Annotated in this window: 7 protein-coding genes; 6 read left to right on the forward strand and 1 reads right to left on the reverse strand. The window is 60.9% G+C overall.

Features of this window, described 5'->3' with window-relative positions:
• Positions 1 to 11: 11 nt before the first annotated feature.
• On the forward strand, positions 12 to 776 hold the full coding sequence (locus ACKLNA_RS13290; protein ID WP_003227281.1) for an ABC transporter ATP-binding protein: 765 nt from the start codon (positions 12 to 14) through the stop codon (positions 774 to 776).
• Positions 777 to 887: 111 nt separating this feature from the next.
• The gene (gene argR / locus ACKLNA_RS13295) at positions 888 to 1,868 is read left to right on the forward strand and encodes a transcriptional regulator ArgR (protein WP_085709719.1); all 981 of its coding nucleotides are present in this window, start codon (positions 888 to 890) and stop codon (positions 1,866 to 1,868) included.
• Positions 1,869 to 1,915: 47 nt separating this feature from the next.
• Here the strand turns inward: argR and ACKLNA_RS13300 are convergent, their stop codons facing one another.
• Complete coding sequence (locus ACKLNA_RS13300) at positions 1,916 to 9,640, reverse strand: dermonecrotic toxin domain-containing protein (RefSeq protein WP_408986111.1); 7,725 nt, start codon at positions 9,638 to 9,640, stop codon at positions 1,916 to 1,918.
• Positions 9,641 to 9,946: 306 nt separating this feature from the next.
• On the opposite strand from ACKLNA_RS13300, the gene ACKLNA_RS13305 reads away from it, so the two are divergent.
• The 4 genes from ACKLNA_RS13305 (at position 9,947) to astD (ending at position 14,861) form a co-directional block, all read left to right on the forward strand.
• Positions 9,947 to 11,167 (forward strand): aspartate aminotransferase family protein, encoded by a 1,221-nt coding sequence (locus ACKLNA_RS13305; protein WP_085709721.1) that lies wholly within the window; start codon positions 9,947 to 9,949, stop codon positions 11,165 to 11,167.
• 131 nt (positions 11,168 to 11,298) lie between these two features.
• The gene (aruF, locus tag ACKLNA_RS13310) at positions 11,299 to 12,318 is read left to right on the forward strand and encodes an arginine/ornithine succinyltransferase subunit alpha (protein ID WP_025112905.1); all 1,020 of its coding nucleotides are present in this window, start codon (positions 11,299 to 11,301) and stop codon (positions 12,316 to 12,318) included.
• A 51-nt stretch (positions 12,319 to 12,369) separates the two neighbouring features.
• A complete protein-coding gene (astA, locus tag ACKLNA_RS13315) occupies positions 12,370 to 13,395 on the forward strand; it encodes an arginine N-succinyltransferase (RefSeq protein ID WP_027612638.1) in 1,026 nt (341 codons plus the stop codon).
• Positions 13,392 to 14,861 (forward strand): succinylglutamate-semialdehyde dehydrogenase, encoded by a 1,470-nt coding sequence (gene astD / locus ACKLNA_RS13320; protein ID WP_408986129.1) that lies wholly within the window; start codon positions 13,392 to 13,394, stop codon positions 14,859 to 14,861. Before astA ends, astD begins: the two co-directional genes overlap by 4 nt.
• Positions 14,862 to 14,981 lie beyond the last annotated feature (120 nt).

The following is a 14,981-nucleotide window of genomic DNA, read 5'->3' on the forward strand; positions in this document are numbered from 1 at the left end:
GAACCGACCGCATGTACAAACTTGAAGTCCAAGACCTGCATAAACGCTATGGCAGTCACGAAGTGCTCAAGGGCGTTTCCCTGAAAGCGGCCGCCGGCGATGTGATCAGCATCATCGGCTCCAGTGGCTCCGGCAAAAGTACTTTCCTGCGCTGCATCAACCTGCTCGAGCAGCCGCACGCGGGCAAGATCCTGCTCAACAACGAAGAGCTGAAGCTGGTGGCAAACAAGGACGGCGCGCTGAAAGCCGCTGACCCGAAACAGCTGCAACGCATGCGTTCGCGCCTGTCGATGGTGTTCCAGCACTTCAACCTGTGGTCGCACATGACCGCGCTGGAAAACATCATGGAAGCGCCGGTTCACGTGCTGGGCGTGTCCAAGGCCGAAGCCCGCGAGAAAGCCGAGCACTACCTGAACAAGGTCGGCGTGGCCCATCGGAAGGACGCGTTCCCGGGGCACATGTCCGGTGGCGAGCAGCAGCGTGTGGCAATCGCCCGTGCGCTGGCGATGGAGCCGGAAGTGATGCTGTTCGACGAACCGACATCGGCCCTCGACCCGGAACTGGTCGGCGACGTGCTGAAAGTCATGCAGGCCCTCGCTCAGGAAGGCCGCACCATGGTGGTGGTGACCCACGAAATGGGCTTCGCCCGTGAAGTGTCGAACCAGTTGGTGTTCCTGCACAAAGGCGTCGTCGAAGAAAGCGGCAACCCGCGTGAAGTGCTGGTCAATCCGCAGTCGGAACGTTTGCAACAATTCCTCTCGGGCAGCCTCAAGTAATCGCTCCCGTTATGCACCAAATTAGGTCATGCTGCGCAGCGCGCCAGATGGTCTAATTTGGTTGCAGCCGATTTCGGTTTTTCCCTCTGTTTACGTTTCGGATCGCCCGCCATGACTGCCCATCGAATTGGTTTCCTGATTTGGCCCAGCACTAAAGCTCTGACTTTGGCGCTGGCAGAGGAGGCCTTGCGTGTTGCCCAGCGTGTGCATCCGGACGTGGTTTACGAGTTGTCGTTCCTGCAGGCCGAAGCTCCGACCGAAGGTGAATGGCAACTGCCCGGCGAACCCTGGGCCGGCAAACTCGAAAACTTCCAGAAACTGTTCCTGCTCGCTGACGAGCCACCGACGACTTTGGCGCCGGCACTCAGCAGCGCGCTCAAGCAACTGGTGCGCGCGGGTTGTGTGATCGGCGGTCTGTCGGCCGGTGTGTATCCGCTGGCGCAACTCGGTTTGCTCGACGGTTACCGCGCGGCGGTGCACTGGCGCTGGCAGGACGATTTCGCCGAGCGTTTCCCGAAAGTCATCGCCACCAGTCATCTCTTTGATTGGGATCGCGATCGCCTGACGGCCTGCGGCGGCATGTCGGTACTCGATCTGTTGTTGGCGGTGCTGGCCCGTGATCACGGTGCGGAACTGGCCGGTGCGGTCTCCGAAGAACTCGTGGTCGAGCGCATCCGTGAAGGCGGCGAGCGTCAGCGCATTCCATTGCAGAACCGCCTCGGCTCCAGCCATCCGAAGCTCACCCAGGCGGTGCTGCTGATGGAAGCCAACATCGAAGAGCCACTGACCACCGACGAAATCGCCCAGCACGTGTGCGTGTCCCGTCGTCAGCTGGAGCGGATCTTCAAGCAATACCTCAACCGTGTGCCGAGCCAGTACTACCTGGAGCTGCGCCTGAACAAGGCCCGGCAGATGTTGATGCAGACCAGCAAGTCGATCATCCAGATCGGCCTGTCGTGCGGGTTCTCTTCGGGGCCGCATTTCTCCAGCGCCTACCGCAACTTCTTCGGCGCCACGCCGCGGGAAGACCGCAACCAGCGGCGCAGCAGCAGTCCGTTCGAACTGTCGTCGGTGCCGCCAGAGCGCGGTTGACTGATGGCGGACCGCGCCATGGCGCTGGCGGCCACGGCGCGGGTCGGTCAGTCTTCAACGTCCATTTGTGGTGGTCGGGGCGTGCCATCGATGCCTTGTACATTCAGGTCGTTGCCCGTTGCGTGGTAATAGGCGCGAACGCGTACCAGGCTCCGTTGCGACAAAGGATTGTTGTGTAGGTCGTAGCGGTCGCCGATAGTCGCGGGCACATCCATCAGCGCTTCCGAAATCTCGGTGATGGCATTGTCCGACAGGTCGACCTCGCTCCAGTAATGGTTTTCCAGTACTCCGTTCGGTATCTCGGTAATCCCGGTATCGCCCAAGTCCAGCTCGACCAGATGCTGCAGATTGCTCAGATCGGGAGTTCTGCCAAGAGGGTTGCTGTTCAGGTTGAGTACTTCCAGTTTGTCCATGCCTGCCAGTGACGCCACGGACTTGGGCGTCAGGCTGATCTCGCAATTCGACAGGCTCAGGGCTGTCAGGCGATTCAGGGTGAAGACGGCTTCGGGAATATCGCCCAGATTGAGTTGGCGAATGTCCAGGTTTTCCAGGCGGGGAAATGCTTCCAGGAAGTCCCCGAGCCTTGTCGAAGAGCTGTCGCCGGTCAGAAACAGATCAGATACATGGAGAAACCGGGCATTCAGTCTGGGCAGCTCACCTGTGAAGCGCACCTTGTAGCTGAATTCGAAGTCCTGGACGTTTGAGTCTTCAGTCGGAGCCTTGCGCCAGCAGGTCAGCAGTGCGTCAGCGAAGTTCGCACGCAGCTGTTCTTCGCGCAATCGCGCGTCTTCAGGCAGGGCTTCGCCTGTGAGCGGGTCGGGTGGAATCGCTCCTGTCCACTGCGCGAGGCTACGTCTCAGGTCGGCCAGCGCGTTTTCCCGGCGCGCCACTTCGATTCGACCGTCGACCAGCGTACCGCCCAGGCGATAGATAAACGTGCTGGCCTCTTCATCGCTCAGCGCTGGATACAGCGTCTGTACCCGCGCACGGTCCTCCCCTTCGGCCAGTACGCCAAGGTCACCGCCGGTGCGCCGGAAGTAGTCTTTGACCCGCTCGCGAGTCGCCGGGGTCAGGGGGTTATCGCTGAAGTCGTAGCCGTTGCCGGACTCGGCGGGCAAGTTGAAGATTTCGTCAGGGATTTCTCGGATGCGATTCTTGCCGAGGAGGACGATGTCCAGTTTCGGATGATGGATTATTCCGGTGGGCACTTCGTCCATTCCGGTGCTGGTCATATCCAGAAAATCCAGATTCGGCAGGGCACCGATGTCCGGCGCCAGATCCAGCGGATTATTGTAAAGGTCGAGCCTTTTCAGGTGCGTGAGTGTGGCCAGAACGGCACGACCTTCGGCATCCAGTTTCACTGCACAGTTACTCAGTACCAGGCTTTTCAGGGCAGACATTCTCCTGAGTGAATCCGGTATTTGTCGCAATCCGAGGTCGCGCAACTCCAGGGTTTTCAGTCCTGTAAATGTGCTGAAGAAATTATTGCCGACCCGCAGTTGGGCAGTGCCGGTCATCGACAGTGTTGCGACATGGCTGAAGTCCGCGTTCAGTGGGGGCAGTTCACCGATAAAGGGGAGGTTGAGTATCAGGCTGTCCGAGCGAACTTCGGGCCGGATTGCCGAGCGTTCGCGCCAGAACGCTTGCAGGTCACGGCGATACTGATCGCGACCGGAGCGCTCAACGGTTTTTTCCTGATCGGTGAGACGGGTGCCGGTGGATGGATGTTGCTCGGGAATGTCTATGACCCATTGATCGAGAGTCGCATTCATCTGCTGCCATTCCGCTTCCCAATGGCCGATCCGTGCGCGTCCTTCATCGATTGTTCCCGGCAACCCATAAAGCAACTGATTGGCCTGGTTTGCATCCAGCGCCGGAAACAGTGCGCGTACACGGTCGATATCGCCCGGTGGCATCCATACATCAAAGTTCTGCCTGTTGCGCTGGTAGCTGGCCTTGATCCGTTCGCGAGTGGCCGGGGTCAGAGGGTTTTCGCCCAGAGAGAATTGCTTGGGGGAAAGTGCGGGGAGTTCGTACAGACTGTCGGGCAGTTCGCTGATCCGGTTGTGATTGAAGTTGGCCTTGTTCAGCTTCGGGTGTTCGACCAGTCCCTCCGGCAGATGGGTGATTCCGGTGTCGATCAAGCGTACGTGGGTCAGTGCCGGCAATGCGGACAGCTGCGGTGTGGCACCCAGAGGGTTATGGCTGAGGTTGAGGAATTGCAATCGGGTCATTGATGAAAGGCGCGTCTGGGATTGCGCAGTGAAGGTCAGTTCGCAGAACTCCAGCACCAGGCGTTTGAGTGAAGGCATGCGTTCGCAGGCCAGCGGCAGTTGCTCCAGATTGAAATCATGCATTTCCAGGTGGTGCAGGCCGGTAAAGCTCGAGAGGAAAGCGTCGACGTTGCCCAGGCTCGGGTTGCCGTCGAGGGTCAGCTCGGCGATATGGCTGAAGTCTGCCGACAGTGTGGGCAAATCACCGATGAAGGGCAGATCGGTGATCAACACATTGCCTCGCTTTGTGGGTTTTTCGGCAGAGCGGAAGCGCCATATTTCTTCGATACGCTGGATGAAAGTACGCCGGTTGACCATCATCGCCGACATTTGCCGTGGCGTGAGCGTCTGCCCCGTGACTGGATGAGTATTCGGCGCTGCCGTCTCCCACTGCAGCAGTTCGGTTTTCATTTTGCGGATTTCCGCTTCCCAGCGCCGCAGTTGGCTTCGGCCGTCCTCGATCGACCCCGGCAAGCTGTAGAACACGTCGCTGGCATCTTGATCGTCCAGATCAGAAAACAGTTGTTGGGTGGCGACGATATCCGCCGGGTCGGCGAGTACCGCGAAATCCTGGCCGGTTTCACGCTGGTAGTGCTTGATGCGTTCGCGGGTTGCTGCGCTCAACGGGTTGCCGGACAGGTCATACCCGTCGGAGACCTTCGCCGTCACCCCGAACAAACCTTCCGGCAGATCGGTGATCAGGTTATCGCTGAGAATCGCGGTCTTGAGCGTGGGGTGGTCGATCAGGCCGGACGGTACTTCCAGCAGGCCGGTACGCGAAAGATCGAGATAGGTCAGCGAGTTCAGCGTTTGCAGGTCGGGTACCAGCCCCAGCGGGTTGCCGGGCAGTTCCAGGGATTCGAGCCTGGGCATGGCGGCCAGCGCGGTCAGCGACTCGGAAGTGAGCGTCACGCCGTAGTTGTCCAGTACCAGGGTCTCCATCATCGGCAGGCCATTGAGTACCGGATGCAACTGACCCAGCTCGCCATTGCGCAGCATCAGTCGTTTGAGTCGGGGGAAGCTTTTCAGAAACGCCGCGTTGCCGCTGATGCCCTTGTTGCCGTTGAGAGTCAGCCGGGTGATATGGTTGAAATCGGCGTTCAGCACCGGCAAGTCCCCCCTGAAGGTAGCCTGGGCCGTGAAGACATCGGCTCTGACGTATGGAGGGGTGCCTGAGCGTTGCTGCCACAGGCGCAACAGATTGCCGGCGAACGTCTCGCGCGCTTCCAGTTCGGTAAAACGTTCATTGACCTCCAGCGTGGCGCCGCTGACCGGGTCGCGATCAGGAACGTCTCGGGTCCATGAGGTAAGGTCGGCGTTCAGCGTGTCCAGCTCCGTTTCCCAGGCAGTCAGTTGCAAGCGACCCTGAATCAGCGAGCCGGGCAGGCTGTAGATCAGGCTGCTGGCCTGGCTGTCATCGATATCCGGAAACAGCGCCCGGGTGCGGGCGATATCGGCCTGCTCGGCGCGCACGCCGAAATTGAAGCCGGTGCGGTTGACGTAGCGTTTCACTTGCTCTCTTGATGCGGCGGAAAGTGGATTGCCGGAGAAGTCATACCCGGCGGCGACAGCGGGGGAGGACTCGAACAACGCGTCGGGCAGGGTGGTAATCCGGTTGTCGGCCAGCCAGGCACTTCTGATGCGCGGAAGACCGATCAAACCGGTTGGCACTTCGGTTAAACCCGTACGGGAGAGGTGGAGATAGGTCAGTGAAGACATGGCCGTCACGTCAAGACGGGTGCCCAGCGGGTTGTCCTTGAGATCCAGCTCGACGAGCAGATTGAGGGTGGACAGTCGTGTCTGATTGTCCGGGGTCAGGGTGATTGCGCATTTGCGCAGTCGTAACTGGCGCAGCAGGGGCTGGTCGGTGATGGATGGCGGCAGGTTCTGCAAGTCGAAGTTCTGCAGGTCCAGGCGGGCCAGTCGAGGAAAGCGGCTGATAAAGTTTCCGATGCCCGCCGATGTTCCGTTGCCGCTCAGTTCCAGGGCGGAAACATGACTGAAATCAGCTGACAGCTCGGGCAGGTCGCCCAACAGCGGTTCGATAAAACGCATGCGAAAACCAAAAGATTCCGGGTTTTCCCGGCGCCAGCAACTGAGCAATTTTTGAGCGAACATCTGGCGATCGCGCGAGGCTGCTACTCGCTGGTCTTGGGACAGAGGCTGTCTTGTGGCGGGATTGACCAGCACGTCCTTCAGTCGCCATTGATTCAGGTCGCTTTCCAGGCGTGCGTATTCCAGGCGCAGGCGCGACAGCTCCGCAATCGGATTCTCCAGATGGCTTTGCAGATGTAGCAGCATTGCCTGCAAGCCGTCTCGCGTGATTCCGGGAAAAAGGTCGCGTACTCGGGTTTCGAGCGTGGGCAGTGAGTTTTTTGGCGGTTGATTACGTGGGTATCCGTCGGTGCCCAGCAAGCGCAATGTGTCGAGGCCGGCGGGTGGTGGGTCAGTCTCCAGTGTGAGTCGCAGGTTGTCGCGTGGCAGGGGGGTATCGCGGATCATTTGCCGGAGCTTTTGTCCTTCGCCGATCTGCAGGTTCAGGGCCTCGCGCTGGGCATCCGGTAACGCTTGCAGCACGCAGGTGTAAAAGTCCGTCGGGCCGTGCAACTCCTGTCCGGTCTGGTCAAACGGCTGCCAGCTTCCGTCAGACCGCCGCACCAGGACTTTCTCGATCGTGGCGTTGACAGGGCCGGTCATGTCGAGACTGCCACCTGCGAAAGTGCGGTCGCGGACTTCGAGGTTTACGGCGTCTGACCAGCCCGGTAACAGTGGCAGGCTGTGCAAGGCCAGGGTCTCGGAATCCGGGTTGTGCACGGAATCGATTTCCAGCCCCTCGTAGGCGCGGGTAATGCGCAGCTCATGTCGGGCGGTCTCGGAAAGTTGCTCCTGACGATCGGGAAATCTTCCTTTGCCCAATTGCAGCAGTTCGTCGCCGGTGGCGGTGTGGATGAGTTCTTCAGTGAGTCTGACGGGCAGTTGCGGTAAGTGCCGGGCCAGTTGTTTCACCAGGGGGGCATCGCGATGCTGGAGCGACTGGTAGCGTTGTTCGAACAGGGTGGTGCGTTGCTCTCTGGCCATCTGCGTCAGTCGGGCCCTGAGTTGGCGAGTGCGGGCATCAATGGCGAGTTGCTGTCCGAAGTCCTCGTCCAGCAAGGCGTTGATTTCGGATTCGTCGAGGGTTTGCAACAGGGTCTTCAGCAGGTCGCCGTCGATCAGGTGATTTTCATGGATGTCTGTCAGCGCAAGCTGCGCATCCCTGGACGACAGCCAGGCCGTTTCATCCCGGGCATTGATAAGGCGCAACCGCTTGTTGTCCGGCCACACTCCCTGACTGTCGAGTAACTGGAGCTGAAGCAGCGGATCAGCCATTCGACAGGTTGCCGAGTCGTCGCTGCTCATCTGTTCGATGAACGTCTGCAAATCCTGATCGATCGTGAAGCGCGCGATGGTGTCTGCCAGCAGAGGGGGCACGCGTTCCTGATTCAAATGCATTTTGCGTAACCCGTCTTCGCTGAAACCGCTGATTCGCAGAATGCGTTCACGCGTGGCGGGAGTGAAACGTTCCATGGACGGGCCGAGGCGGCGCAATGCCGTGGCACTGTCCCACTGCAACGGATTTTCCAGCTCGGTGTAAAAGGCGCCTTCGCCGTTATGTCGCACGATCGGCTGATAGGCGTCTGTCCGGGACGGGTGTTCGATCTGCAGCTTGCCGGGATGTTCGTGATCGTTGACGGCGTAAAAGCTGTCGTCGATGGGGACAAGTCTTTTGCCTTCATGCAGATGCATGCCCTTTGCATCGGCACGGGAACCTGGCGCCAATGCCGGGTCGCGGGCGTAGGGCTTGAGGTCCGGCTTCCAGTACAGGGTTTTGCCATTGCGCAACTTGACCGGCTGGAACCGGTCGATGAAGTTCACCACGTTGGCCGGCAATACTTTGGGCAGTTCGCTCACGGCAATGCCGGTTCCAATGCCGAAAGTGCCCAGCTGGATCAGTGACTCCAGGGCTGCGAACACATGCTCGGCGGCCTCGGTGGTCTGTCCTTCGGTCCAGTCGATCACCGACTCGAAGATTTCGTCGAGCAGTTGGTAGGCGATGTACGCCATCATCAGCTCGCCGAGAAAAGGCACGAAGGGCATGAATACGAATGAGGCGATGCTGACGATCGATGCTGCGATATTGACGAAGGCGTCCCAGCGGGCCCAGCGGGCATTGCGGTCGGCCATGGCAGTGGAGACTGCAATCACCGCGGCATCGTTGAGGATCTTGTTCAACTTGCCCTGATAAAGATGCTCCCAGACAGCACCTGCAATGGGCGCGGCCCTCAATTGCAGGTCCGGTTTTTCGACGGGGGTCTCGCGCCAGGCCGGCAACTGACTGCCCTTTTGATGAGGATGCCATTTCACTTCGCTGAGGCGTTGTTTGAGCTGGCCGAAAAACGGCCCGCGATGCTCGTGTGCGATGAAGCGGCTGAAGAATTGCTGATAGCCGGTTTCACGCAATTGCCGGGTCAGTTCTTTGGTGAACTCCGCGGTGGACGGGTACTGCTTGATCGGGTGTTCGGGATCGTCCGGAATGTAGGCCACCACGGTCACTGCGGAGTTTGCGCGTTGCAGATCCGGAGCAAACACCACGATCCCGGTCAGGTCGACCGACATCATTGTCAGGTCGTGACAGGCCAGTGGCTGGCCGTTCATCTGCACGGTAGTGGTGCCATCGAGCAGAGCTTCTATCGAGTTCAGGCTGGCTTCGTCGATGTCGCCCTTCATCAGGGCCATTTTCAGCGCCACGCGCAACGAGGTTTTCTGCGCTTTGTTGACCTTGTGCCGCAGTACCGCCGCAGCAACCGGTTCACCCAGCGCCAGATATCCCTCCAGGTAGGTTTTGTAGCGGGCGCCGATATCCAGCTCTCGGCACAGGCGGGTGAACGCCGGGATGCCGAGTGTCGAATTGAGCGTGGCCAGGGTTGTGAAGTGACCTGCCGAAGTGGGCCGGGTAATGAACGATGAGCCGCTGGAGTGTGCGTCTGCCTTGGTTTCTCCGGCTTCGAAGTTATGCAGTGCTGCGTCCAGCAAGGACACGGTCCATACCCGATTGCCAGTGTTGATACCGACGGCCGTCACCGGGATGTACAGCTGCAGGAAGGTTTCCCTGACATTCACCTCCAGACCGTAGCGCGTTTTCAGCGCCTCGCTCAGGATCGGTTCGGCGAAGTCGCTGGCGTTCAGCAGGGGATCGAATATCTGGTCGACGGCATTTTGCGCGGTCAAGTGCCGGTCAATGGCATGCCTGAGTGCATCGTGCTGCTCCCGAGGGGCTGACTTGAGCGATTCGTCGAGACCGCATCGATTGTTTTTCAGTGCGGCGCGCCGGTCGTGGGAGGCATTGCCCAGCCACTTCGGGATCGCTTTGGCCAGTGGTTCATAGTGGGAGGCGTGGTTAAGCGCAGTCGCCCCCGGTGTTGGGGGGATGCTGGATGACTGTCCGGTTGAAGAGAGCATTGCTGGTGTCCTTGAGCGTCGATAAAGAGCTCAAGCAGAACAAGATGCAGCTCTCGGCCGGTGGTACATGGATATGACAGACGACGCGTGAACAATTGATATGCTCGCAGGCCTGCTGCAAAGGCCGGCGGCAGTTTAAACTGCGCCTTTGCGACGCTATATGTCGCATTGCCGTAAACCCGGGAAAATCCGGGGTTTGCGCTATAAGAAGTTGTCGCTTGGCGACAAGGCCGGGCACAAAACTGTCCTTACAATCCCCCCATCGCTCGCCAGTTTCAGGCGGGTGGCCCTCATCAGGAGACTCCGATGTCCGTTGAGCACGCTGCGGTACAACGCGCCGATTTCGACCAGGTTATGGTTCCCAACTACGCGCCTGCCGCTTTCATTCCGGTGCGTGGCGCCGGTTCCCGCGTCTGGGATCAGGCCGGCCGCGAGCTGATCGACTTTGCCGGCGGCATCGCCGTCAACGTATTGGGCCACGCGCATCCGGCGCTGGTCGGTGCCTTGACCGAGCAGGCGAACAAGCTGTGGCACGTGTCCAACGTGTTCACCAACGAGCCGGCCCTGCGCCTGGCGCACAAGCTGATCGACGCCACCTTTGCCGAGCGCGTGTTCTTCTGCAACTCCGGCGCCGAAGCCAACGAGGCCGCCTTCAAGCTGGCCCGTCGCGTCGCGTTCGACCGTTTCGGCACCGAGAAGTACGAAATCATCGCCGCGCTCAACAGCTTCCACGGTCGTACCCTGTTCACCGTGAACGTCGGCGGCCAGTCGAAGTATTCCGACGGTTTCGGCCCGAAAATCACCGGCATCACCCACGTGCCGTACAACGACCTGGCGGCCCTGAAAGCCGCTGTTTCGGACAAGACCTGCGCGGTCGTTCTGGAACCGATCCAGGGCGAAGGCGGTGTGCTGCCAGCCGAGCTGGCTTACCTGCAAGGCGCCCGTGAACTGTGCGACGCGAACAACGCGCTGCTGGTGTTCGACGAAGTGCAGACCGGCATGGGCCGTACCGGCAACCTGTTCGCCTACCAGCATTTCGGCGTGGTTCCGGACATCCTGACCAGCGCCAAGAGCCTGGGCGGCGGTTTCCCGATCGCTGCGATGCTGACCACCGAAGCGCTGGCCAAGCACCTGGTCGTCGGCACGCACGGCACCACGTACGGCGGCAACCCGCTGGCGTGCGCGGTGGCCGAAGCGGTGATCGACGTGATCAACACCCCTGAGGTGCTGAACGGCGTCAACGCCAAGCACGACAAGTTCAAGACCCGCCTGCAACAGATCGGCGAGAAGTACGGCCTGTTCACCCAGGTGCGTGGTCTCGGTCTGCTGATCGGTTGCGTGCTGAGCGATGCCTGGAAAGGCAAGGCCAAGGACATCTTCAACGCCGCTGAAAAAGAAGGCCTGATGATTCTGCAGGCCGGCCCGGACGTGATCCGTTTCGCCCCGAGTCTGGTGGTTGAAGACGCAGATATCGACGCCGGTCTGGATCGCTTCGAACGTGCCGCAGCGAAACTGACCCAAGCCTGATTCATGCAAGACCGCCCGGCACCTGTCGTCATCGACAGGCGCCGGGACAAATTTCCTGTGCCGGGCCTGCCCGGCATTTTTTTCCCGAGTCGGCGCTTTCGCCGACCTGAAGTAGAGAAAGGAGTGACACCATGCTGGTGATGCGCCCCGCGCAAATGGCTGATCTGGGCGAGGTACAGCGTCTGGCTGCGGACAGCCCGATTGGTGTCACTTCCTTGCCGGATGACGTTGAACGGCTGAGCGACAAGATCGCCGCGAGCGAAGCCTCGTTTGCCGCCGAAGTGAGCTTCAACGGTGAAGAAAGTTACTTCTTCGTCCTCGAAGACACCGCCACCGGCAAACTGGTGGGCTGCTCGGCGATCGTCGCGTCGGCCGGTTATTCCGAGCCGTTCTACAGCTTTCGCAACGAGACCTTCGTGCACGCTTCCCGCGAGCTGAAGATCCACAACAAGATTCACGTGCTCTCGCAATGCCATGACCTGACCGGCAACAGCTTGCTGACCAGTTTCTACGTGCAGCGCGAGCTGGTGGGTTCGCCTTGGGCCGAACTCAACTCCCGTGGCCGTCTGCTGTTCGTGGCCAGCCACCCGGAGCGTTTTGCCGATTCGGTGGTGACCGAGATCGTCGGTTACAGCGACGAGAACGGCGACTCGCCATTCTGGGACGCCATCGGTCGCAACTTCTTCGACCTGAACTACGCCGAGGCCGAGCGTCTGTGTGGCCTGAAAAGCCGCACGTTCCTCGCCGAACTGATGCCGCATTACCCGATCTACGTGCCGCTGCTGCCGGATTCCGCTCAGGAAGCGATGGGCCAGGTGCACCCGCGTGCGCAGATCACCTTCGACATCCTGATGCGCGAAGGCTTCGAGACCGATCACTACATCGACATTTTCGACGGCGGCCCGACCCTGCATGCGCGTGTCTCGGGGATCCGTTCGATCGCCCAGAGCCGTGTGGTGCCGGTGAAGATCGGCGAGCCGGTCAAAGGTGCCGGGCGCCAGTATCTGGTGGCCAATGCCCAGCTGCAGGATTACCGCGCGGTATTGCTGGAACTGGATTACGCACCGGGCAAACCGGTGACCCTGGATCTGGAAGCGGCCGAAGCCCTGGGCGTCGGTGAAGGTGCCAGCGTGCGCTTGGTGGCGGTTTAACGCCTTAGCGAGTTTCACGGGTGGCCACGGCGGCCCGTTTGAGGAGATAGCATGATTGTTCGTCCCGTACGCAGCAGCGATTTGTCTGCTCTGATCGACCTGGCCCGCAGCACCGGCACCGGCCTGACCACTTTGCCGGCCAACGAAGAGCGCCTGACCCACCGGGTCGGCTGGGCCGAGAAGACCTTTCGCGGTGAAGCCGGCCGTGGCGACGCGGACTACCTGTTCGTGCTCGAAGACGACAACGGACGCGTGGTGGGGATTTCCGCCATCGCCGGCGCCGTCGGTCTGCGTGAGCCGTGGTACAACTTCCGCGTCGGCCTGACCGTCAGCGCCTCGCAGGAACTGAACATCTATCGCGAGATCCCGACGCTGTTCCTGGCCAACGACCTGACCGGCAACTCCGAGCTGTGCTCGCTGTTCTTGCACGCCGATTACCGCACGGGCCTTAACGGTCGCATGCTGTCCAAGGCGCGGATGCTGTTCATCGCCGAGTTCCCTGAGTTGTTCGGCAACAAGATCATTGCCGAGATGCGCGGTGTCTCCGATGAAGCCGGCCGTTCGCCGTTCTGGGAAAGCCTGGGCCGTCATTTCTTCAAGATGGAATTCAGCCAGGCCGATTACCTGACCGGCGTCGGCAACAAGGCGTTCATCGCCGAACTGATGCCGAAATTTCCGCTGTACACCTGCTTCCTGTCGCCGGACGCGCGCAACGTCATCGGCCAGGTGCACCCGGACACCGAGCCGGCGCTGGCGATGCTCAAGAGCGAAGGCTTCAGCTATCAGGGTTACGTCGACATCTTCGATGCCGGCCCGGCCATCGAATGCGAGACCAGCAAGATCCGCGCGGTGCGTGACAGCGAGGCGCTGGTGCTGGCCATCGGCACGCCGGGCGACGACGCCACGCCGTTCATCATCCATAACCGCAAACGCGAAGACTGCCGCATCACGGCTGCGCCGGCCCGTCTGGCCGCCGGTACGCTGGTGGTCGATCCGCTGACCGCCAAACGTCTTCAACTCAACGCTGGCGATCAGGTTCGCGCCGTGGCGTTGTCCGCTGCCCGGGAGTCGAAATAATGAATTCGCTATACATCGCAGGTGAGTGGCTGGCCGGTCAGGGCGAGGCCTTTCAATCGCTGAACCCGGTGACCCAGCAAGTGCTGTGGTCGGGGGAGGGCGCCACTGCCGCTCAGGTGGAGTCGGCCGTGCAGGCTGCGCGTCAGGCGTTCCCGGGCTGGGCCCGTCGCACGCTCGAAGACCGCATCAGTGTGCTCGAAGCGTTCGCCGCCGCGCTGAAAAATCACGCCGACGAACTGGCTCGCACCATTGGTGAAGAAACCGGCAAACCGTTGTGGGAAGCCGCGACCGAAGTCACCAGCATGGTCAACAAGATCGCGATCTCGGTGCAGAGCTACCGCGAACGTACCGGCGAGAAGAGCGGCCCGCTGGGCGACGCCACCGCCGTGTTGCGCCACAAGCCCCACGGTGTGGTGGCGGTGTTCGGCCCTTACAACTTCCCCGGCCATTTGCCGAACGGCCACATCGTGCCGGCGCTGCTGGCCGGTAACAGTGTGCTGTTCAAGCCAAGCGAGCTGACTCCGAAAGTCGCCGAGCTGACGGTCAAGTGCTGGATCGAAGCCGGTCTGCCGGCCGGCGTGCTGAACCTGCTGCAAGGCGCCCGCGAAACCGGGATTGCGCTGGCGGCGAATCCGGGCATCGACGGTCTGTTCTTCACCGGTTCCAGCCGTACCGGCAATCACCTGCACCAGCAGTTCGCGGGTCGCCCGGACAAGATCCTCGCGCTGGAAATGGGCGGCAACAACCCGCTGGTGGTCGATCAGGTCGCCGATCTCGACGCAGCGGTGTACACGATCATTCAGTCGGCGTTCATTTCCGCCGGTCAGCGTTGCACTTGCGCCCGTCGTTTGCTGGTGCCGGAAGGCGCGTGGGGCGACAGCCTGCTCAAGCGTCTGGTGGAAGTCAGCTCGACCATCGAGGTCGGCGCGTTCGATCAGCAGCCGGCGCCATTCATGGGCTCGGTGGTTTCCCTCGGCGCGGCGAAAGCGTTGATGGATGCCCAGGCGCATCTGTTGGCCAATGGCGCTGTTTCGCTGCTGGCAATGACTCAACCACAGGCCCGGTCGGCGTTGCTGACCCCGGGCATCGTTGATGTGACGGCGGTTGCCGATCGCTCCGACGAAGAATTGTTCGGCCCGTTGCTGCAAGTGATCCGCTACGCCGATTTCGCGGCGGCGATTGCCGAAGCCAACGACACCGCATTTGGTCTGGCCGCCGGTCTGCTGTCGGATTCCGAAGAACGCTATCAGCATTTCTGGCTGGAAAGCCGCGCCGGTATCGTCAACTGGAACAAGCAACTGACGGGTGCTGCGAGCAGCGCGCCGTTCGGCGGTGTCGGCGCTTCGGGCAACCACCGCGCCAGCGCCTACTACGCGGCGGATTACTGCGCGTACCCGGTGGCCTCGCTGGAAACCCCGAGCCTGGTATTGCCGGCGGCCCTGACGCCTGGCGTGAAGATGGCGTGATGCCCATTCGCGAGCAAGCTCGCTCCCACAAGGGCGATGAGATCCCTGTGGGAGCGAGCTTGCTCGCGAAGGCCGCGACTCGGTCTTATTGAATTGTTACTCGATGCCTATAACAACAGA

Source organism: Pseudomonas sp. UV AK001, from assembly GCF_046097675.1.
GTDB lineage: Bacteria > Pseudomonadota > Gammaproteobacteria > Pseudomonadales > Pseudomonadaceae > Aquipseudomonas > Aquipseudomonas kribbensis.